Below are 21,697 nucleotides of genomic sequence, written 5' to 3'. Positions count from 1 at the left end.
CGTTTCAGAGAAAGGAAAGACAGCATGACAGTAAAAGATTTGAAGAGCTATCAGATCCTGAATGAAAAACACGTAAAAGAGCTGAATTCTGATGGGATTCTTCTGGAACATAAGAAGACGGGAGCGAGAGTGTTCCTGCTCTCGAATGACGATGAGAACAAGGTATTCTGCATCGGATTCCGTACCCCGCCATCTGACAGCACGGGTGTGCCGCATATCATGGAGCACAGCGTTTTGTGCGGTTCGGCGAAATTTCCAGTCAAGGATCCGTTTGTAGAGCTGGTGAAGGGCTCATTAAATACTTTCTTAAACGCGATGACCTACCCGGATAAGACGGTATACCCGGTTGCAAGCTGCAACGACAAAGATTTCCAGAACCTGATGGACGTCTATATGGACGCGGTTCTGCATCCGAATATCTATAAAGAAGAGAAGATTTTCCGCCAGGAGGGCTGGCATTACGAGATGGAGTCGGCGGACAGCCCGATCACGGTAAACGGTGTCGTTTACAATGAGATGAAAGGTGCATTTTCCTCCCCGGAGGGCGTGCTTGACCGCTACACGCAGAACACGCTTTACCCGGATACCTGCTATACGCATGAGTCCGGCGGCGCTCCGGAGGTTATCCCGGAGCTGACCTATGAGAATTTTCTGAATTTCCACCGCAAATTCTACCATCCGTCCAACAGCTTTATCTATCTGTACGGAAATATGGATATGGCAGAGAAGCTGGACTGGCTGGATCGTGAGTATTTAAGCCACTATGACCGTCAGCCGGTGGATTCTGAAATTCACTACCAGAAGCCGTTTGACGCGCCGAAGGACCGCGAGATCTTCTATCCGATCACTGAGGATGAGCCGGAGGATCACGCAACCTACCTGTCGGTCAATACGGTAGTAGGCGACGATCTCGACCCGATTCTCTACATGGCATTTCAGATCCTGGAGTATGTGCTTTTGGATGCGCCGGGCGCCGTTTTAAAGAAAGAACTCATCAGCGCCGGGATTGGCCAGGATATCCTGGGAAGCTATGAAAATGGTATTTTACAGCCATATTTTTCTGTCATTGCGAAAAATGCGGATGGCAGCCAGAAAGAGGCGTTTTTAAAGACTGTCAAGGAAACGCTTAAGAAGCTGGCAGATGATGGCATCAACCAGAAGAGCCTGCTGGCGGGCATCAACTACTATGAATTCCGCAGCCGCGAGGCAGATTTCGGCAACGCGCCGAAGGGATTGATGTACGGCTTGCAGTGCTTAGATAGCTGGCTGTACGATGGCGATCCGCTGATGCACCTGGAATATGAGGAGACATTTGCATTCCTCAAAAAAGCGGCAAAAGAGGGATATTTTGAGGAACTGATCCGCAAATATCTCTTAGATAACCCGTTTGAGGCAGTGATCACGGTCAGCCCGAAGCGGGGACTGACGGCGATCGAGGATGAGAAGCTGCGTGAAAAGCTGGAAGCATATAAGAAGAGCCTGGGCGCGGAGGAGATTCAGGCGATCGTGGATGGCACGAAAGAGCTGAAAGAGTATCAGGACACCCCGTCCCCGAAGGAAGATTTAGAGAAAATTCCGCTGTTGAAACGCTCAGATATCCGCAAAGAGGCGGAGAAATTTATCCTGACCGAGCGCGAGATTGGCGGAACCAAGGTGCTGGCACATGAGCTCTTTACCTCAGGCATCGGTTATCTGCGCGTGATGTTCCGTACCGACCATGTACCGTCCAGGGATCTGCCGTATGTGGGACTTTTGAAAGCAGTGCTTGGATTTGTCGATACGACGAAACACACATACAGCGATTTGTCGGATGAGATCAACTTAAATACCGGCGGTATCACGCTCAGTGTCAGCTCCTATGCGGACAGCCGGAAACAGGGCGCGTTTACCGGTATTTTTACCGCGAGTGCCCGGGTGCTGTGCGAGAAGCTGGACTTCGGATTTTCAGCGATCGCGGAGATTCTGCTTGATTCAATCCTTGATGATGAGAAACGTCTCGGCGAGATTGTGGCGGAGACGAAGTCGAAGAGCCAGATGCGTTTAAATCAGGCGGCACATTCAGCGGCAGTGATGAGAGCCAGCTCCTATTTTTCAGCAGAATCGGCATTTGACGACTGCACGGGCGGAATCGGCTTCTACCAGTTCCTTGAAGAGACGGCAAAGCACTTTGAGGAGAAAAAGGGCGAGGTGATCGCGAAATTAAAAGAGACGGCGGCACGTCTGTTTACGAAAGAAAATATGCTGATAAGCTACACGGCAGCAGCCGACGATCAGGCAGGGCTTGAAGCAGCGCTTCCGCTTTTAAAAGAACGTCTTCCACAGGGCGACGGAACCGTTTATCCGTTTGAGTGGAAAAAAGAGAACTTAAACGAGGGCTTCATGACCTCCTCCCAGGTCAATTATCTGGCGCGCTGCGGCAATTTCGTGGAGAAAGGGCTGGCATACAAGGGCACGCTGCGGACGCTGAAAGTCATTCTCGGATATGATTATCTGTGGATCAATGTCCGTGTCAAGGGCGGCGCTTACGGCGTCATGAATGGAGCCGGACGGTTTGGCGACAGCTATTTCGTTTCCTACCGCGATCCGAACCTGCGCGAGACGAATGAGGTTTACGAGGGCATCGTGCCGTATCTGGAGCAGTTTGAGGCAGATGAGCGTGATATGACGAAATTCGTGATTGGAACCATCAGCGACCTTGATGCACCGCTTCTGCCGCCGTACAAAGGCATTCGCGCCGACGCGGCCTGGTTTACCGGCGTGACGGATGCGATGGTTCAGAAAGAGAGAGACGAGATCCTGGCAGTTACCCCGGAGGATATCCGGGAGCTGGCGCCGATTATCAGGGCAGTGCTCAGTGAGCAGAGCATCTGTGCGATTGGAAATGCAGAAAAAGTCAAGGCAAATCAGGATCTGTTTAAGACGGTGAAGAATCTGTTTAACTAAATAAAATGTAAGCGAAAGGAAACAAGATGGCAAATACAGATACAAAAGAGTTTAAATCTGGCTTTGTGACCCTGATCGGGCGTCCGAATGTCGGCAAATCTACGCTGATGAACCACCTGATCGGACAGAAGATCGCGATCACATCTGAGAAGCCGCAGACGACCCGGAACCGTATCCAGACGGTTTACACAGACGAGCGCGGACAGATCATTTTTCTGGACACACCGGGTATCCACAAGGCGAAAAACAAGCTGGGCGAGTACATGGTCAATGTCGCAGAGAATACGTTAAAAGAGGTTGACGTGATTCTCTGGCTGGTAGAGCCGACCACCTTCATCGGGGCAGGCGAGCGTTACATTGCAGAGCAGCTTTCGAAGATCAAGACGCCGGTCATTCTGGTTATTAATAAAATTGATACGGTCAAATCGAAGGAAGAGATTCTGACCTTTATCGCGGCATATAAGGATATTTTGAATTTTGCGGAGATTATCCCGGTTTCGGCTCTCAAAGAGATGAATATCGAGGATGTCAAGAGCAGTATTTTTAAATATCTCCCGGCAGGTCCGCAGTTTTACGATGAGGATACCGTCACCGACCAGCCGATGCGCCAGATCGCAGCGGAGCTGATCCGCGAGAAAGCGCTTCGGATGCTGGACGACGAGATCCCGCACGGCATTGCAGTTGTCATCGACCAGATGAAAGAGCGCCCAAACGGCATCATCGACGTGGATGCAACGATCGTGTGCGAGCGCGATTCCCACAAGGGCATCATCATCGGAAAAGGCGGATCGATGTTAAAACGTATTGGAACCGCTGCCCGGATGGAAATTGAAAATCTGATGGACACGAAGGTCAACCTGAAACTCTGGGTTAAAGTGCGCCGGGAGTGGAGAGACAGCGATATGTATATGAAGAATTACGGATATAACCCGAAAGAAATTTAAGTGAGGGAAGGAAGGGCTGCATGCGAGATTTGATACAGACAACCGGAATGGTGCTTTATGCAGCCCCGGTCGGTGAATTTGATAAACGTCTGATTCTCCTGACGGGAGACCGCGGAAAAATCACGGCATTTGCCCGCGGGGCGAAGCGCACTGGAAGTTTGCTGCGTGCGGCAAGCCGGCCTTTCGCATTTGGAACCTTCACACTTTCTGAGACGCGGGATGCCTACAATCTCTATGGCGCGGAGATCGAAAACTATTTCGAAGGACTTGAACAGGACGTTGAGTGCGCCTGCTACGCTTCCTATTTTGCTGAATTCGCCGAATACTTCGGGAGAGAAGGTCTGGAGGCAAGAGAAATGCTGCGATTACTCTACCAGTCCTTCCGCGCCCTCCTAAAACCCGCACTCCCCAACAAACTTGTACAGCGCATCTTTGAATTAAAAATCATGGTCATCAACGGCGAATACACCGAAGATCCACCCTTGCGCGCCGGAGACTCCGCACGCTACGCCTGGCAGTACGTCATCTACGCGCCGATCGAGAAGTTGTATACATTTCTTTTGAAAGAAGATGCATTTGCACAATTTGCGGCGAATGTGGAGCGGAATAAGAGGGCGTATATAGATAAAAGTTTTCACTCATTGGAGATATTGCAGACGATTACATAACATACAACTATCCAGGGAGGAGTTGTTTATATGCCAGAAGCCAAATTCCACCAGAAAATCGCCTGGTTCAATTTCATCTGCTGCCTCATGGTCATCTGGACGCATTCCGGCAACGCGGATCTGTTTTTCCCGGAACTGGGGCAGGACGCACCGTGGTGGCATTTCCAGTACCCGGTCATGCAGGAAATTCTGCGGGTGGACATCCCATGCTTTATCATGCTGTCTGCCTACCTGTTCTACCGGAACTTCACGATGAAGCGGCTGGGAGAAAAATTAAATAAACGTCTGCATTCGCTTCTGGTTCCGTACCTGCTCTGGAATACCATCTACTACGTGGCGTATGTGGCGGCGAGCCGGATTCCGGGACTGCAGACGATCGCCAACCGGACGGATCTGGTGATTACGCCGTCGGGCGCATGGCAGGCGATCACCAAGTACACCTTCAATCCGGTGTTCTGGTTCATGTACCAGATCATCCTGCTGGTGCTGCTGGCACCGGTGCTGTATCTGTTTCTGAAAAATATCTGGACCGGCGCGGCATTTCTGCTGGTGCTGCTTGTGGCACTTTTCAAGGGGGTGGCGCTGCCGGAGCTGAATCTGGACGCCCTGATTTATTATTCCTTTGCCGCCTATGCGGCGCTGCACGGGAGAAAATGGGCGGAGGCGGTATGGTCGTGGAAGCGGGCGGCACTGGGGGTGTGCCTGCTAGCAGTGGGAATTGTGCTCAGCAGGAGCTATTATACCCACTATTTTGTGCCGGGAATCGTTCTCTACCAGCTTCTGGCAGTCATCGGTATCTGGATGATGGTAAACGAGCGCTGGCTGGGAGAAGTCAGACCGTTTATGACCTGCACCTTTTTTATCTATGCGACGCACTTTGTGGTGGTCCGTTTCCTCAATAAGGCGGCGGCGCTGCTATTTCCGGGCAGCCAGCTGGTTTCGATGTTTATGTATGTGTGCATGCCGCTGCTTGCAGTGACCCTCTGTTATCAGGCGGCGCGCGTGTTGCGGAGGTACCGTCCGGACATCTGGAAGACCCTGAATGGGGGACGTTGACAAAAAGCTGGATTTACGGTTGAAAGGCAGGTATCTCTGGAAACGGAAGTGCGAGTATGCGTTTTTTCAGGTCCAAGTCTTGAAAATACATAGAAAAGCAGGTATACTATAAAAACTTGGTTGTAGGAGCATTTTTGCGCTTGGGAGGAAGAGCAATGAAAAAAAGAGGATTTCTTCTGGCAGCGTGTACCGTGGGTGTGATGCTGTCCGGCTGTGGCTCACGGGAAACCGCCTTTTCCCCTTCGGAGAGCTGCGTATATGTGGCAAAAGACGGGGCGCTGTCGAGTGCTCTGGTGGAGCAGACCGGCGGTATTTCGGTCGATGAGAATGAATTAAAGCAGTATTTAGAGACGGCAGTGATTCATTTTAATGAAGAAAAAGGCGCCGGGGCGTTGGCACAGAACCAGAAAAATGCCGAGAGACTGCCGGCAGCATTGAAAAGTGTGAAGGCGGGAAAAGACACGGTGACTGCGATCTTTGATTATGCTTCCTTTGAAGATCTGAAAGCATTCGGAGAGACGAATGACAACGAGGACACCAGCAACTCCCTGACGGCGCTGGAGGCAAAGCCGCTTTCGGAGGCGATTGCCGATGGATGGTTTTCCGAGGGTGAGCTGGTAAAAGCGGATGGAAGCGAAGCCGGAACGGATACGGTTCAAAATGAAAAAAGCGGCATGGCAGTCCGGAGCGAGGGCGGTGCGACGTTGATGGTCGGCGGAAAAGTGCTTTACCGCAGTTCGAATACCGAGTTAAAAGACGATTCAACCGTCAGTCTGCCGGAAACAGGCACGGCTTATGTGATTTTTAAAAGATAAAAAACAGAATGATTGTTAAATTCGTCCATCTGCCAGATATCGAAAGAAGAGGCGGGGACGGGTACAATGATAAATGAATCAGGAGGACAAGACAAATGGAAAAGACGATGGACAAAATCGTGGCGCTCGCAAAATCAAGAGGATTTGTATATCCGGGTTCTGAGATTTACGGCGGCCTTGCCAATACATGGGACTACGGCAATCTGGGCGTAGAACTGAAAAACAATGTAAAACGTGCATGGTGGCAGAAATTTATTCAGGAAAGCCCGTACAACGTAGGTGTAGACTGTGCGATTCTCATGAACTCCCAGACATGGGTGGCATCTGGACATCTGGGCGGCTTCTCTGACCCGCTGATGGACTGCAAGAGCTGTAAAGAGCGTTTCCGTGCAGATAAGCTCATCGAGGATTATATGGCAGAGCACAACATCGAGATCGAGGGTTCCGTAGACGGCTGGTCCCAGGAGCAGATGAAACAGTACATTGATGACAATAACATCTGCTGTCCGAGCTGCGGCAAGCATGATTTCACCGACATTCGTCAGTTTAACCTGATGTTCAAGACTTTCCAGGGAGTTACCGAGGATGCAAAAAACACCGTATATCTGCGTCCGGAGACTGCACAGGGTATCTTTGTAAACTTCAAGAACGTACAGAGAACCTCCCGCAAGAAGATCCCGTTTGGTATCGGTCAGATCGGTAAATCTTTCCGTAACGAGATCACACCGGGTAACTTTACTTTCCGTACCAGAGAGTTCGAGCAGATGGAGCTGGAGTTCTTCTGTGAACCGGGAACCGATCTTGAGTGGTTTGCATACTGGAAACAGCACTGCATCGACTGGCTGCAGACACTTGGCATCAAGCCGGATGAGATGCGCGCGCGCGACCATTCTCCGGAAGAGCTGTGCTTCTACAGCAAGGCGACGACCGATCTGGAATTTCTGTTCCCGTTCGGATGGGGCGAGCTGTGGGGTATCGCAGACCGTACCGATTACGATCTGACCCAGCATCAGAACACCTCCGGTCAGGATATGACCTACTTCGATGATGAGAAGAAGGAGAAATATATCCCGTATGTGATTGAGCCGTCACTGGGTGCTGACCGTGTAACCCTGGCATTCCTGTGTGCTGCATACGATGAGGAAGAGATCGGAGAGGGCGATGTAAGAACCGTTCTTCACTTCCATCCGGCTATCGCACCGGTTAAGATCGGTGTGCTTCCGCTGTCCAAGAAGCTTAACGAGGGAGCAGAGAAGATCTACGCAGAGCTTTCCAAGTACTACAACTGCGAGTTCGACGACAGAGGAAACATTGGTAAGCGTTATCGCCGTCAGGATGAGATCGGTACTCCGTTCTGTATCACTTACGACTTCGAGTCGGAGACCGACCAGGCTGTTACCGTCCGTGACCGTGATACCATGGAGCAGGTACGTGTGCCGATCGCCGAGTTAAAGAACTACTTTGAGGATAAGTTCCGTTTCTAATCTTTAAATAAACAAAAAAGCAGAAACCATATTCCAGAAAACAGGAGATGGTTTCTGCTTTTTGTGTTAGAGAGGGCTTGTGAGATTTTTGGCATTTTGCAAAGAACGAAATTTATTTTGGGGAAGATTAGGCACTGTTCTGGATAGTCATCTCATTTAATATTCGCGAAAATTACAAAAAAATATATATTGATCGAAAAAAAGTTGGAAAGAATTCAAAAAAACTCTTTACTAGACCGCAGTTTATGTTATAATATTCACGATGGCTTTTATCTTTCACATAAATACAAATATGTGAATGTAAAACATAAACGAGTATAGGAGGAAAATACTTATGGCAAAATGGGTTTATATGTTTAGCGAGGGCGACATGACCATGCGTAACCTGCTGGGAGGAAAGGGAGCGAACCTGGCGGAGATGACAAGCATCGGTCTGCCGGTTCCACAGGGATTTACAATCACAACTGAGGCTTGTACCCAGTATTACGAAGATGGTCGCAAGATTAACGACGAGATCATGGCACAGACCATGGAAGGCGTTAAGAAGATGGAAGAGCTCAATGGAAAGAAATTTGGCGATCTGAAGAACCCACTGTTAGTATCGGTTCGTTCCGGTGCGAGAGCATCCATGCCAGGTATGATGGATACCATCTTAAACCTTGGTTTAAATGACGAGGTAGTTGCAGCGATGATCGCAGGCAACCCGGACCCGAAATTTGAGCGATTTGTATATGACTCCTACAGACGTTTCATCCAGATGTTCTCGGATGTCGTTATGGAAGTTGGTAAGAAATACTTCGAGCAGCTCATCGACAAGATGAAAGAAGAGAAGGGTGTTCAGTACGATATCGAACTGACTGCTGCTGACTTAAAGACTCTGGCTGAGCAGTTCAAGGCTGAGTACAAAAAACAGTTAGGTGAGGACTTCCCGTCTGACCCGGTTGTTCAGTTAAAATTAGCAATCGAAGCTGTATTCCGTTCCTGGGACAACCCACGTGCGAACGTATACAGAAGAGATAATGATATTCCGTATTCCTGGGGTACTGCAGTAAACGTAATGCCGATGGTATTCGGTAACTTAAACGATGAGTCCGGTACAGGTGTTGCATTTACCCGTGACCCGGCAACCGGCGAGAAGAAGCTGATGGGCGAGTTCTTAAAGAACGCACAGGGCGAGGACGTAGTTGCAGGTGTTCGTACTCCGATGCCGATCGCTCAGATGGAGCAGGAGTTCCCGGAGGCATATGCAGATTTCATCAAGGTTTGCGATGTGCTTGAGAACCACTACCATGATATGCAGGATATGGAGTTTACTGTAGAGAACCGTAAACTTTATATGTTACAGTGCCGTAACGGTAAGAGAACTGCTCAGGCAGCTCTGCAGATCGCTTGCGACCTGGTAGATGAAGGACATAAGACAGAGGAAGAAGCAGTCGCTATGATCGACCCGCGTAACCTCGATACACTGCTGCATCCGCAGTTTGACGCTGCTGCATTAAAGGCAGCTACTCCGCTTGGAAAAGGCTTAGGTGCTTCTCCGGGTGCTGCTTGCGGTAAAGTTGTATTCACTGCAGAGGATGCTGAGAAATGGGCTGAAAAGGGCGAGAAGGTTGTCTTAGTTCGTCTTGAGACCTCTCCGGAAGACATTACCGGTATGAAGGTTGCTCAGGGTATCTTAACCGTTCGTGGTGGTATGACCTCTCACGCAGCCGTAGTTGCCCGTGGTATGGGTACCTGCTGTGTATCCGGATGCGGCGACATCGCTATGGATGAAGAAAATAAGAAATTCACATTAGCTGGTAAAGAGTTCAATGAGGGAGACTTCATCTCCATTGATGGTACAACTGGTAATATTTACGAGGGCGAGATCAAGACCGTAGACGCTACCATCGCTGGTACATTCGGTCGTGTTATGGCATGGGCTGACAAGTTCAGAAGACTGAAAGTTCGTACCAACGCTGATACACCGGCAGATGCGAAGAAAGCTAGAGAGCTTGGCGCAGAAGGTATCGGTCTTTGCCGTACTGAGCATATGTTCTTCGAGGAAGACAGAATCGCTGCTTTCCGTGAGATGATCTGTGCTGACACTGTAGAAGAGAGAGAAGCAGCTCTGGATAAGATCCTTCCGTATCAGCAGGGCGACTTCGAGGGTCTGTTCGAGGCTCTGGAGGGCAACCCGGTTACGATCCGTTTCCTGGATCCGCCGCTGCATGAGTTCGTTCCGACTGAGGAAGAGGACATCAAGAAACTGGCTGAGGCTCAGGGCAAACCGGTTGAGACTATCAAGAACATCATCGCTTCCCTGCATGAGTTCAACCCGATGATGGGTCACCGTGGACTTCGTCTGGCAGTTACCTATCCGGAGATCGCAGTTATGCAGACCAAGGCAGTTATCCGTGCAGCTATCAACGTACAGAAAGCTCACGCTGACTGGTCCGTAAAACCGGAGATCATGATTCCGCTCGCTTGCGATGCGAAAGAGTTAAAATATGTAAAAGATATCGTTGTGAAGACCGCTGACGAGGAGATCGCAACAGCAGGCGTTGATCTGAAGTACGAAGTAGGTACCATGATCGAGATCCCGCGTGCAGCTCTGACCGCTGACGACATCGCAAAAGAGGCTGAATTCTTCTGCTTCGGTACAAATGACTTAACTCAGATGACCTACGGCTTCTCCCGTGATGATGCAGGCAAGTTCCTGAATGCTTACTATGACAAGAAGATCTTCGAGAGCGATCCATTCGCAAAACTGGATCAGACTGGCGTAGGTAAGCTCATGGAGATGGCGATCAAGTTAGGTAAAGCAGAGCGCCCGACCCTTCATGTAGGTATCTGCGGCGAGCACGGCGGCGACCCGTCTTCCGTAGAGTTCTGCCACAAGATTGGTCTTGACTATGTATCCTGCTCACCGTTCCGTGTGCCGATCGCTCGTCTGGCTGCTGCACAGGCTGCAATCGCTGAGAAATAATTTTAAGGAAATATCCTTGAATAGATGAGTAAATGAGGACTCCCTTACGAAAGTAAGGGGGTTCTTTTATATAAATAACCGGCGGCTGTTTATGAAAAAAAACATGGATGATGGCAATTTTTATGGACATGGTATATTTTGAATGCTATAATCAAAAGTGTAAGAATATAAGGTAAGAGTTAAGTGGGTATTATAGATAAAGTTCCTGTAAATTTTTTACATGGAGCTTTTTTTGATCATATTAGAAAATTAAGTCTTATGTGCGGGGGCACCGAAGCGCAGGCCACTGAATCGTAATAAATAGCCGGAAATCAGATGTGAAAAAAGTAGAAAAGAATAACAGGGATGGAAGGAAAATGAAAGGAAAAAGAGTGATCGCAGGTATTCTGCTTGTTGGAATCTTAGCAGTCACCCTGGCAGGGTGCAAAAATACAGATGAGAATAAAAAAGAAACGGGAAAACCCGTCATCACACTCGGAAGCGACAACTATCCACCATACAATTATCTGAATGAAGATGGTGTGCCGACAGGAATCGATGTAGAACTGGCTACAGAAGCTTTCAGAAGAATGGGCTATCAGGTGGAGGTTGTCCAGATTAACTGGGAGAAGAAGAAAGAGCTGGTGGAGAGTGGAGAGATAGATTGCATCATGGGCTGTTTTTCCATGGAAGGGCGCCTGGATGATTACCGCTGGGCCGGACCGTACATAGCAAGCCGTCAGGTGGTTGCTGTAAATGAGAGCAGTGACATCTATAAACTGAGTGACCTGGAGGGAAAGAATCTGGCTGTCCAGTCCACAACCAAACCGGAGGGCATCTTTCTGAACCGGACGGATGAGAGAATCCCAAAACTGGGAAATCTGATCAGCCTGGGACACCGGGAACTGATCTATACATTTCTGGGGAAAGGATATGTAGATGCAGTTGCCGCACATGAGGAGTCGATTGTCCAGTATATGAAGGATTATAATGCAAGCTTTCGTATCCTGGAAGAACCGCTGATGATCACCGGAATAGGGGTTGCTTTTGCAAAAGAGGATGAGCGGGGAATCTGTGAACAGATGGATCAGATTCTGGAGGAAATGCGTCAGGATGGCACATCCCTGAAAATCATTGAAAAATATCTGGATGATCCGGAGAAGTATCTGGAGGTGGATAATCTTGGATATTAAGGGAAGAACGAAGAAAAAACAGATTAAAACAATTGGTATTTTGCTTGGAATCTGTGTGGCTGTAGTCTCTCTGTTTTATTTCTTCCACACGGAAAAAGCGGAAGCAGAAGAAAGAATGGTAGAGATAGTAAACTATGTGAAAGTGCAGTGCTCCACCTACACCCATTATAATGAATCTTCGGAATCCAAAAGTCTCCTCCGTGCCATTGAAAGTGCCAGACAGATGAGTACCAATATTAACATGGAAACAGAAAGCGGCGGTCAGTTAAGCCGGGAGTTTCTGAAGGATAATCTGCAGACACTCTGGGTGGATGGTATCCTTGTACTTGATGCAGAGGGAAAGACGGTCTGTGAGTACAGCATGAACGAGTCACTGACGGATGAGATTACGAAGTATCTGCAAAAAGAAATTATCATGGATTTTGCCGGATATGAAGAAAGATCTTATTCAGAACGGTTTGCCAAAGAAGACGGGTCCCGGATCGACATTGCAGCCTGTGCCAGAAAAGACGCGCCGGGTGTTGTGGCAATTTATTATTACACATCTCCTGAATTTACCAGAAACTATACTTTGACGATACAGAGACTTTTAAATGGATATGGCGTCCAAAAAGATGGAACAATTATTGTTGCAGACGAGGGGGTCGTTGTTGCCAGTAACGATGAGAGCCTGCTGGGGCAGAATACGGCCGACAATGAGGTTGTTCAGGCAATGAAAAAGCACACAGACAGTCAGCATATTTTTCATTTAAAGAATGAAGGAACCGGATGCTACGGAATCATGCTGAAGCAGCGGGATTATTATATTTATGCATATCTTGCGGATCGAGAAGTATTTCATAATCTTCTATTAAGTGTGATAAGTGTTATTTTTCTATATTTTCTGATATTTGGTATATTCTGGTTCTGTATCTCCAGAACCAATCTGGAACATGAGAAACAAGAACGGGAAAAGGATGAAAAATATAAAGCAGAACTTCTGATAGCTGCAAAAAAGGCGGAAGCCGCTAATCGGGCAAAAACAGAGTTTCTTCAGCGGATGAGCCATGATATCCGGACTCCGATTAATGGAATCTGCGGTTTGATCAATATGGCAGATCATTGTGCAGATGATATGGAGAAACAGACAGAATACAGAACAAAGGTGAAAGAGGCATCCAATTTGTTGCTGGAACTGGTAAACGATGTCCTGGATATGAGTAAGCTGGAGTCGGGCGAAGTGATTTTGGAAGAAATTCCGTTTGATCTGAGCCGTATTTCCAGGGAAGTACTTGTTGTGATCGAGCAGATGGCGGCAGAACAGAATATCCGGATCGTGTGGGAGAAGAAAGAAATCACACATCGGAAGTTTATTGGAAGTCCAGGATATGTGAAACGTGTGATGATGAATATACTGTCGAATGCGGTGAAATATAACAGAAAAAACGGACATATCTATATTAGCTGCCGGGAGATTCCATCCGGACAGCCAGAGATGACGACAATAGAATTTGTCTGCCGGGATACAGGAATCGGAATGACAGATGAGTTTCAGAAACATATTTTTGAACCGTTTGCCCAGGAACATGCAGGAAGCCGTACAAAATTTGCCGGAACAGGCCTGGGAATGCCGATTGCAAAGAAGTTGATTGAGACAATGGGTGGAACCATTACCTTTGAAAGTGAAAACGGTGCAGGGACTACCTTTGTGATCCGGATTCCATTTAAAATCGATCTGAATTCGGATAAACGGGAAGAAAAGAAAGATGTATCAGATGGAAAATCTATAAAGGGACTGCATATTCTTCTGGCAGAAGATAATGAGCTGAACATGGAAATTGCTGAATTTGTGCTTCAGAATGAAGGTGCTGTCGTGACTAAGGCATGGAATGGGCAGGAAGCCGTTGAACGATTCAAAAAAAGTGAACCCGGTGAATTTGATGCGATTCTTATGGATATCATGATGCCGGTTATGAATGGTTATGAAGCAGCAAAGACGATTCGTTCCATGGATAGAAAGGATGCTAAAGCGATACCGATCATTGCAATGACAGCAAATGCGTTCACAGAGGACAGAATAAGAGCAAAAGAAGCAGGAATGGATCAACATATTGCAAAACCGATTGATATAAAAACCATACTTGCTGTTTTTGACCAGGTGTTTAGAACTTCATAAAAACTGCATATATATAGAAAATTAAAATACGGATAAAAGAAAAAAATACTGATTGTAGATGACGCGGAATTTAACAGAGATAGGTTGAAAGAAATTCTGGGAGAAACATATGATTATCTGGAAGCAGAAAATGGAAGTCAGGTCATTCAGATGCTGGGAGAAAATGTTGGAATTGATCGGATGCTTTTAGACATCAATATGTCACAGATGAATGGCTTTGATGTTTTGAAATGGATGAACCAAAGTCAGTGTATTACGGAAACTCCTGTAATCATGATTTCTTCGGAAGAACCGGTTGATACGATGCGTAAAGCATATGACATGGGAATCACGGATTATATCATCCGACCGTTTGATTCTGTGATTGTAAAGAAAAGAGTTCAGAATACCTTGCATTAAGTAATGTGGCATGTTGCTAATTGACAAATTCGCCTTTTCCAAGTATCGTATATACGTGTAATAGTATGTATGATTTGAATGTGGAGTAAATATGACCGAAAAACATAGTTATGAGATTATCGTCCTGGATCTGGACGGAACCTTAACAAACAGAGATAAGGTGATTACGCCAAAGACGAAGCAGCGTCTGATGGAGCTTCAGGAGCGCGGAAAGAAGATTGTACTGGCGTCCGGGCGTCCGACGCCGGGAGTGCTGCCGCTTGCGAGAGAGCTGGAGCTGGCAAAATACGGCAGTTATATTCTGTCGTTTAATGGAGGCAGGATCACGAACTGCAAAACCGGCGAGATCATATTCAGCCGTTCCCTGCCGCAGGAGGCAAATCAGAAGATTATACGCTTGGCCGAGGAGGAACAGGTGGGGCTTTTGAGTTACGATGAGGCGGGGGCAAAGCTTCTGACGAACCAGAGTGACAGTCCCTATGCGAAGTTGGAAGCGCGGATCAACGGCATGGAGTTAGTACAGGTGGACGACATAGAAGCTGCGATCACGTATCCGGTACCGAAATACCTGATGATGGAGGATGGAGACTACCTGGCGATGGTCGAGCCGCGCGTCAAGGCGGCGATGGGGAAGAATTTCAGCGTTTACCGTTCGGAGCCGTTTTTCCTGGAGGTGCTTCCGAGGGGCATAGATAAAGCACAGTCGTTAGAGCGTCTTCTTTCTCACATCGGGCTTTCGCGTGAGCAGATGATTGCCTGTGGGGACGGCTACAACGACCTCACGATGATTCAGTATGCCGGATTAGGTGTAGCGATGGAGAATGCGGTGCTTCCGGTGCGGAAAGCTGCAGACTTTATTACCTATTCCAACAACGACGACGGTGTGGCTCATGTGGTGGAGAAGTTTATGCTGTAGAAGATTTGGCAGATTCGCATAAATGTATATTGCGTGAACAGATGAAAAATAAAATATTCATAAAAATAGGCAAGATACTAGACTTTAAAACTTTAATATGTTAATATAAGAAAAACGGAAAAATGAATATATTTTCGGAGTACATATTAAAAAGGGGTGCCTTGCATTATGAATAAAAAACTGAAAACCGAAGCTGTGGATCATCTGTTCCAGGCGATTCTGACACTGAAAAATACCGACGAATGCTATAGCTTTTTCGAGGATGTATGCACAGTTAATGAACTTTTATCATTTTCCCAGAGATATGAAGTAGCGAAGATGCTGCGTGAGAAGAAGACATATCTGGAGATCGCGGACAAGACCGGCGCATCGACAGCGACGATCAGCCGTGTCAACCGTTCTTTAAATTACGGAAGCGACGGATATGATATGGTATTTGCGCGTGTGAAAGAGCAGGAAGAGGCGGAGAAAACGGAAGCGTAAGACGAAGTAGGAATATACGCACGATAGATAAAGCGCGTACTTTCATAGGTGTAGCAAACCAACCTGCCAAAGATGGACAAATTTGGCTTGGGGTGGAATTGTCCCAGGAGCTGGCAGCTGGTTGAATGAAAGATAAAAAGAAATGAAAGAAAAAAGACATTGAAAGAATTTCCACAAGGGGAAGTGATTCCAGTGTCTTTTTTATCGTGTATGATGCAATGGGTTGAATTTTTTGTTGTTTAGCCTGTTTTTGAGTGTGGCGGTACAGCGGAAGTGCTGCCTATTTCTTCTTCTTCGGATTCACCGGCGTCTCCTGCCGGAGCTGTTCCGCCAGGATTTCAATCATCTGTTTTTTCAGATAGACATCAAACGCCAGCTCACTGATAAAGGCGAACAGCTGTAAATACTCGCGGTCTTCACAGTCATAGTCCTTGAATGTCTGGCTGGCGGCGTCAAATTTTGCCATGACGTCTTCCTGCAAGCGCTTGCGCTGCCCTTTTTCCAGCGAAAAGATTTCGTTGTAAAGCTCTTCTAATTCCGGGCTGGAACCATGGGAAAAGTGGTGCTCGCTGATGGGCGAGAAGAGCTGCTCAATATCCCGAAAGGATATCACATTTTTAAAATAATAAATCAGAATCAGCATCAGCAGATGATTCTTGGAGTAGCGTTTTTTGATGGGCGGCGGCAGCAGGTTATTTTTGGCATAGTTATTGATCATGGTTTTGGTCAGGATCTTATCCTCGCCCAGCCATTTGGAAGTGTTCAGGTGGCTGTCCATGAAGGTCGTGACCTGATCCATATATAAATCAATACCGGGAATCTCCGACGGATGCACCCGGGTCAGACTATCAACATAAGCCAGCAGATCCTGCAGGCGTTCTTCGTTTGATTTCATGTATGTACCTCGCTGCGTTGAAATTCGAAAGCTGCGAAACAGGGAGGCGATTTTGGCGCTTCCGCTGTCATGAACTCTCTATGTGATATTATATAGTTTTGAAAACCAGATAGCAAGGAGAAATTTAAAATCAATGAAAATTCCGTGACATCCAAGAGAAAATAGATTATACTAGAGCGTATTCGAACATACTTTTTGTCATTAAAAATAGATTATATAAGAGGATAGAAGGGAACGAAACATATATGAGCAAATACGACACACTTAACCCGATGCAGCGGGAGGCGGTTTTTCACACGGAGGGACCACTCCTGGTTCTGGCAGGCGCCGGTTCAGGAAAGACGCGCGTCCTGACACACCGGATTGCGTATTTAATCGAGGAAAAACGGGTGGCGCCGTGGAATATCATGGCGATCACATTTACCAATAAAGCGGCGGCGGAGATGCGCGAGCGTGTGGATAAGATTGTGGGGGAAGGCGCGGAGGCGATCTGGGTCAGCACGTTCCATTCGAGCTGCGTTCGGATTCTGCGCCGGTTTATCGACCGTCTGGGATATGACACGAATTTTACTATCTATGACGGCGACGACCAGAAAACGCTGATGAAGCAGGTGCTCAAGAAAATGCAGGCGGATCCGAAGCAGTTTAAGGAGCGGGCGGTGCTGTCACGGATTTCTGCGGCGAAAAATGACCGGATCACGGCGGATGAGTTTGAGCAGCAGGCGGGAGCGGACTTCCGGGAGAAAAAGATTGCTCAGATTTACCGGGAATATCAGAAAGAACTCAAGAAGAATAATGCCCTGGATTTCGACGATCTGCTGGTGAAAACGGTAGAACTTTTCGAGGCAAACGCGGATGTGCTGGAATATTATCAGGACAAATTCCGGTATATCATGGTGGACGAGTACCAGGACACGAACCTTGTACAGTTTAAGCTGGTCGATCTGCTGGCAAAGAAGTACAGAAATATCTGTGTGGTCGGTGATGATGACCAGTCGATCTACAAATTCCGCGGGGCAAATATCGAAAATATTTTAAGTTTTGAGAAAGCATTTCCGGGCGCACGCGTTATCAAGCTGGAGCAGAACTACCGTTCCACCCAGAGCATCCTGAACGCGGCAAATGAGGTGATCCGCCACAACCGCGGCAGAAAGGACAAGACGCTGTGGACGGCGAATGACGAGGGACCGAAGGTGCGCTTCCGTCAGTATGACACGGCATACGAGGAGGCAGACGCCATTATCCGTGATATTGAGCGTGAGAAAGAAGAGAAAAATGCGGAATATTCGGATTTTGCCGTGCTGTACCGTACCAATGCACAGTCGCGTCTTCTGGAGGAAAAATGTATTTATTACAGCATTCCGTACCGGCTGGTCGGTGGCGTCAATTTCTATCAGCGCAAGGAAATCAAGGATATTCTCTGCTATTTAAAGACGATTGCGAATGGGCGCGATGATCTGGCGGTTCAGCGTGTCATCAATGTGCCGAAGCGCGGCATCGGTGCGACCTCGATCGGAAAAGTGACGATCTATGCGTCTGCCAATGGCATGAGCTTTTATGATGCGCTGCTGCGCGTGCGCGGCGTGCCGACGATCGGCAAGGCGGCGGATAAGATCGAGAAGTTTACGGAGCAGATCGAAAACTTCCGGTCGCGGCTTTCGGCCCTTTCGATCCCGGAACTTATCGAGGCGATTCTGGAAGAGACGGGATATAAGAAGGATCTGGAGGCGGAAGGCGAGATCGAGGGAGAAACACGTCTGCAGAACGTGGAAGAGCTGGTTAATAAGGCGACCGGCTATATGAGCACGGCGGAGGAACCGACGCTGGACGGATTTTTGGAGGAGGTTGCGCTGGTAGCGGATGTAGATAGTCTGGACGAATCCGAAAACAGGATTGTCCTGATGACTTTGCACGGCGCAAAAGGTCTGGAATTTCCGTATGTCTATTTAAGCGGCATGGAGGACGGGCTGTTTCCGAGCAGCATGTCCATCTTTTCGGATGATAAGGACGCCATCGAAGAAGAACGGCGTCTCTGCTATGTCGGAATCACTCGTGCGGAGAAAGAACTGACGCTGACGGCGGCGAGACAGCGCATGGTCAATGGAGAAACGCGGTTTGCGAAGGTCAGCCGCTTCATCGAGGAGATTCCGCCGCAGCTTCTGGACGAGGAAGAGCAGCCGATCGTCTTTGAACGGGCTGCTGGTATGAGCCGGGGCAGACGCGGATTTGAAGATTCGGGGACTTCTGGCTGGACAACGGGCAGCTTTGGTGTATCTGGCGCGGGAGACGGCGATCGGGTGCGGATTGGCGGAATGTCTGGAAAACACTCTCTTTCAGAGAACGATGCCGCCTGGGAGCGCGGCGCAGCCCGGATGAGCGGCTGGGGCGGTGTGAATGGTTCCGGAAGTGCTGGTTCTGGCCGCACGCTGGATCCATATAAGAGCGCTTATAGTTCCAGCAGCCGTCCAGCCAGCCCGGCACCGTCATTTGGCAAGGCATTTACGGTCCAGAAGGCCGACCATCTTTCCTACGGCGAGGGCGACCGAGTCCGCCACCTCAAATTTGGCGAGGGAACGGTGCAGAAGATCGCGGACGGCGGCAAGGATTTTGAGGTGACGGTTAATTTTGACCGCGTGGGCGTGAAAAAAATGTTCGCTTCATTTGCAAAACTGGTGAAATGTTAGACCGTGTTTGCCGTATTGTTACGGTACACGTATGCGAAAACAGTAATGCCGTATTAAAACATTTTCGCCAGATCCAATAAAAAATATAGTAAAATCGGCTGAGAGATGGTATAATAAAATCAAGAATTGCGGATCAAAACGCGGGAAAGGATGTGGAGTGTATGAATAAATTTGATATGATGAGCAAAGATGCGCTCTCCAGAGTAGAAGAGATCATGAATGCAACCAAACTGAATGAATTCCTTCACAGAAAAGAAGAAGAGGAGAAACAGAAAAACTGTATTCTCTGGATTTTAGCCATTATCGGTATTGTAGCAGCAGTTGCAGCGATTGCATACGGCGTATATCGTTTCTTTACTCCAGATTATCTGGAAGATTTCGAGGACGACTTCGATGATGATTTCGACGACGATTTCTTCGAGGATGAGAGCGACGAGAAAGAGAAGAAAGACTGATTGTGATAATTTAGTCAATGAATCAGAATAAATACTGCGCGGAACCGGAAAATCGGTTTCACGCAGTATTTTTTATGCCGTAGGAAAGTTTGTAGATAAGTTTGTATTTTTTATATCTTGGAAAAAGAAAAAAATTCCTGTATACTATAAAGATATGAATTAGAACCGCAGATGAAAATTAGCTGTGAGTTGAAAAATCATTTGCAGTTGGTGATTATAGTGCGGTAAAAGCCACTGAGAGAAGGAGCTATATAGTTATCAATGAAAAAAGGTGAGATTTACGAAGGAACTGTAGAACGGATTGAGTTTCCAAATAAGGGCGTAGTTGTGATAGATGGAGAGAAAGCGATCGTCAAAAATGCGCTTCCGGGACAGAAGATCCGGTTCCGTATCAATAAAAAGCGCGGCGGCCGATGCGAGGGTATGCTTTTGGAGGTTGTCGAGCACTCAAAGTTAGAGACGGCAGAGGATGTATGCCCGCATTTTGGTATCTGCGGCGGATGTCTTTATCAGCCGATTCCGTATGAGGAACAGCTTGCGATCAAGGAAAAACAGGTTCGTTCCCTTCTGGATGCGGTATGTCCGGAATATGAGTTTGAGGGCATCTTAGGCAGCCCGTTGGTGCAGGGCTACCGGAATAAGATGGAGTTTTCCTTCGGTGATGAGGTCAAGGATGGTCCTATGTCGCTGGGAATGCACAAGCGCGGCAGTTTTTATGATGTGGTTACAACCGGCGAATGCCATATCGTGCATCCGGATTTTTGCAAGATTCTTGTCTGTACAAAAGAATATTTTGAGGAAAAGAAAGTTGGATTTTATAAAAAAATGCAGCATACCGGCTATCTGCGCCATCTTCTGGTGCGCCGTGCGATCAAGACAGGGGAGATTCTGGTCGATCTGATCACGACGACACAGACGGATACCTTTGAGGGAACCGAGGAAGCCCTTTTACGGGGATGGACGGAGCGCCTGCAGGCACTTCCTATGGAGGGAAGCTTTGCGGGCATTCTGCATACCAAAAATGATACATTGGCGGATGCTGTAAAAGATGAGGGGACGGACATTCTGTTCGGACGCGAGCATTTTTACGAAGAGCTTTTAGGGCTACGGTTCCAGATCTCGCCGTTTTCTTTTTTCCAGACGAACTCATTGGGCGCGGAGGTACTGTACGAGAAAACGCGTGAGTATGTGGGTGAGACGAAGGGAAAAGTCGTATTTGACCTTTACAGCGGCACCGGCACGATCGCGCAGATCCTCGCACCGGTGGCGGAGAAAGTAGTCGGCGTGGAGATTGTCGGGGAAGCAGTCGAGGCAGCCCGTGAGAATGCGGCGCGCAACGGACTTGGCAACTGCGAATTTCTGGCGGGGGATGTCCTCAAGGTGGTGGACGAGCTGGAAGAAAAGCCGGATCTGATCGTTCTGGATCCGCCGCGCGACGGAATCCATCCGAAGGCGATCGGAAAGATTTTGAATTTTGGCGTCAGCCACATGGTTTATGTGTCCTGCAAACCAACCAGCCTTGCGAGGGATCTGGAACCGATCCAGGCGGCAGGATATCAGGTGGATAAGGTGTGCTGCGTGGATATGTTCCCGCATACTGCCAATTGTGAGACGGTGGTTTCATTGACGCGGAAGAAATAAGATCCCAAAATGGATGTGG

The 21,697-nt window shown here is 48.1% G+C and carries 16 protein-coding genes; 15 read left to right on the top strand and 1 reads right to left on the bottom strand.

Annotated features, from left to right (window positions below; genetic code table 11):
• The first annotated feature begins 24 nt into the window (after positions 1 to 24).
• The 12 genes from DWY89_RS06090 to DWY89_RS06035 all read left to right on the top strand — a co-directional run bounded on the left by DWY89_RS06090 (position 25) and on the right by DWY89_RS06035 (position 16,003).
• On the top strand, positions 25 to 2,943 hold the full coding sequence (locus DWY89_RS06090) for an insulinase family protein (protein ID WP_118523613.1): 2,919 nt from the start codon (positions 25 to 27) through the stop codon (positions 2,941 to 2,943).
• 26 nt (positions 2,944 to 2,969) lie between these two features.
• Complete coding sequence (era, locus tag DWY89_RS06085) at positions 2,970 to 3,887, top strand: GTPase Era (RefSeq protein ID WP_118523612.1); 918 nt, start codon at positions 2,970 to 2,972, stop codon at positions 3,885 to 3,887.
• A gap of 20 nt (positions 3,888 to 3,907) precedes the next feature.
• Positions 3,908 to 4,555, top strand: a complete 648-nt coding sequence (recO, locus tag DWY89_RS06080; protein ID WP_118523611.1) for a DNA repair protein RecO — start codon at positions 3,908 to 3,910, stop codon at positions 4,553 to 4,555.
• Positions 4,556 to 4,585: 30 nt separating this feature from the next.
• The gene (locus tag DWY89_RS06075; protein ID WP_118522400.1) at positions 4,586 to 5,611 is read left to right on the top strand and encodes an acyltransferase; all 1,026 of its coding nucleotides are present in this window, start codon (positions 4,586 to 4,588) and stop codon (positions 5,609 to 5,611) included.
• Positions 5,612 to 5,766: 155 nt separating this feature from the next.
• Positions 5,767 to 6,426, top strand: coding sequence for a hypothetical protein (locus DWY89_RS06070; protein ID WP_107001586.1), 660 nt, complete (start codon positions 5,767 to 5,769; stop codon positions 6,424 to 6,426).
• A gap of 95 nt (positions 6,427 to 6,521) precedes the next feature.
• Positions 6,522 to 7,910 (top strand): glycine--tRNA ligase, encoded by a 1,389-nt coding sequence (locus DWY89_RS06065; RefSeq protein ID WP_107001585.1) that lies wholly within the window; start codon positions 6,522 to 6,524, stop codon positions 7,908 to 7,910.
• A 334-nt stretch (positions 7,911 to 8,244) separates the two neighbouring features.
• Positions 8,245 to 10,878, top strand: a complete 2,634-nt coding sequence (ppdK, locus tag DWY89_RS06060) for a pyruvate, phosphate dikinase (protein ID WP_118523609.1) — start codon at positions 8,245 to 8,247, stop codon at positions 10,876 to 10,878.
• A 356-nt stretch (positions 10,879 to 11,234) separates the two neighbouring features.
• On the top strand, positions 11,235 to 12,050 hold the full coding sequence (locus DWY89_RS06055) for an ABC transporter substrate-binding protein (protein WP_118523622.1): 816 nt from the start codon (positions 11,235 to 11,237) through the stop codon (positions 12,048 to 12,050).
• Positions 12,040 to 14,205: an ATP-binding protein gene (locus DWY89_RS06050; RefSeq protein ID WP_333491425.1), complete on the top strand. Its 2,166-nt coding sequence runs from the start codon at positions 12,040 to 12,042 to the stop codon at positions 14,203 to 14,205. The genes DWY89_RS06055 and DWY89_RS06050 overlap by 11 nt, the downstream gene beginning before the upstream one ends.
• A 45-nt stretch (positions 14,206 to 14,250) precedes the next feature.
• The gene (locus DWY89_RS06045) at positions 14,251 to 14,604 is read left to right on the top strand and encodes a response regulator (RefSeq protein ID WP_118523608.1); all 354 of its coding nucleotides are present in this window, start codon (positions 14,251 to 14,253) and stop codon (positions 14,602 to 14,604) included.
• 91 nt (positions 14,605 to 14,695) lie between these two features.
• Positions 14,696 to 15,520: a Cof-type HAD-IIB family hydrolase gene (locus DWY89_RS06040; protein ID WP_118467424.1), complete on the top strand. Its 825-nt coding sequence runs from the start codon at positions 14,696 to 14,698 to the stop codon at positions 15,518 to 15,520.
• Between the two features lie 168 nt (positions 15,521 to 15,688).
• Entirely contained in the window at positions 15,689 to 16,003 is a 315-nt protein-coding gene (locus DWY89_RS06035) for a YerC/YecD family TrpR-related protein (RefSeq protein WP_022359748.1), read from the top strand.
• Positions 16,004 to 16,283: 280 nt separating this feature from the next.
• Here the strand turns inward: DWY89_RS06035 and DWY89_RS06030 are convergent, their stop codons facing one another.
• Positions 16,284 to 16,898 (bottom strand): DUF1836 domain-containing protein, encoded by a 615-nt coding sequence (locus tag DWY89_RS06030; RefSeq protein ID WP_118492096.1) that lies wholly within the window; start codon positions 16,896 to 16,898, stop codon positions 16,284 to 16,286.
• A 245-nt stretch (positions 16,899 to 17,143) separates the two neighbouring features.
• On the opposite strand from DWY89_RS06030, the gene DWY89_RS06025 reads away from it, so the two are divergent.
• The 3 genes from DWY89_RS06025 to rlmD all read left to right on the top strand — a co-directional run bounded on the left by DWY89_RS06025 (position 17,144) and on the right by rlmD (position 21,678).
• Entirely contained in the window at positions 17,144 to 19,582 is a 2,439-nt protein-coding gene (locus DWY89_RS06025) for a UvrD-helicase domain-containing protein (protein ID WP_118492098.1), read from the top strand.
• 161 nt (positions 19,583 to 19,743) lie between these two features.
• Entirely contained in the window at positions 19,744 to 20,037 is a 294-nt protein-coding gene (locus DWY89_RS06020) for a hypothetical protein (protein WP_022359751.1), read from the top strand.
• Between the two features lie 261 nt (positions 20,038 to 20,298).
• Complete coding sequence (rlmD, locus tag DWY89_RS06015) at positions 20,299 to 21,678, top strand: 23S rRNA (uracil(1939)-C(5))-methyltransferase RlmD (protein ID WP_022359752.1); 1,380 nt, start codon at positions 20,299 to 20,301, stop codon at positions 21,676 to 21,678.
• Positions 21,679 to 21,697: the final 19 nt, after the last annotated feature.

The sequence above is a fragment of the Clostridium sp. AF27-5AA genome, assembly GCF_003478415.1.
Lineage (GTDB): Bacteria > Bacillota > Clostridia > Lachnospirales > Lachnospiraceae > Otoolea > Otoolea fessa.
The sequence above is the reverse complement of the archived record's forward strand: the minus strand, read 5'-3'. Positions and strand labels throughout refer to the sequence as shown.

What these genes read in the sequence shown, in the direction of transcription:
- DWY89_RS06090 (WP_118523613.1), top strand. Translation starts at nt 25, where the DNA reads ATGACAGTAAAAGATTTGAAGAGCTATCAGATCCTGAATGAAAAACAC.
- DWY89_RS06070 (WP_107001586.1), top strand. Translation starts at nt 5,767, where the DNA reads ATGAAAAAAAGAGGATTTCTTCTGGCAGCGTGTACCGTGGGTGTGATG.
- DWY89_RS06030 (WP_118492096.1), bottom strand. Translation starts at nt 16,898, where the DNA reads ATGAAATCAAACGAAGAACGCCTGCAGGATCTGCTGGCTTATGTTGAT.
- ppdK (WP_118523609.1), top strand. Translation starts at nt 8,245, where the DNA reads ATGGCAAAATGGGTTTATATGTTTAGCGAGGGCGACATGACCATGCGT.
- DWY89_RS06055 (WP_118523622.1), top strand. Translation starts at nt 11,235, where the DNA reads ATGAAAGGAAAAAGAGTGATCGCAGGTATTCTGCTTGTTGGAATCTTA.
- DWY89_RS06035 (WP_022359748.1), top strand. Translation starts at nt 15,689, where the DNA reads ATGAATAAAAAACTGAAAACCGAAGCTGTGGATCATCTGTTCCAGGCG.
- DWY89_RS06025 (WP_118492098.1), top strand. Translation starts at nt 17,144, where the DNA reads ATGAGCAAATACGACACACTTAACCCGATGCAGCGGGAGGCGGTTTTT.
- DWY89_RS06065 (WP_107001585.1), top strand. Translation starts at nt 6,522, where the DNA reads ATGGAAAAGACGATGGACAAAATCGTGGCGCTCGCAAAATCAAGAGGA.
- era (WP_118523612.1), top strand. Translation starts at nt 2,970, where the DNA reads ATGGCAAATACAGATACAAAAGAGTTTAAATCTGGCTTTGTGACCCTG.
- rlmD (WP_022359752.1), top strand. Translation starts at nt 20,299, where the DNA reads ATGAAAAAAGGTGAGATTTACGAAGGAACTGTAGAACGGATTGAGTTT.
- recO (WP_118523611.1), top strand. Translation starts at nt 3,908, where the DNA reads ATGCGAGATTTGATACAGACAACCGGAATGGTGCTTTATGCAGCCCCG.
- DWY89_RS06020 (WP_022359751.1), top strand. Translation starts at nt 19,744, where the DNA reads ATGAATAAATTTGATATGATGAGCAAAGATGCGCTCTCCAGAGTAGAA.
- DWY89_RS06075 (WP_118522400.1), top strand. Translation starts at nt 4,586, where the DNA reads ATGCCAGAAGCCAAATTCCACCAGAAAATCGCCTGGTTCAATTTCATC.
- DWY89_RS06040 (WP_118467424.1), top strand. Translation starts at nt 14,696, where the DNA reads ATGACCGAAAAACATAGTTATGAGATTATCGTCCTGGATCTGGACGGA.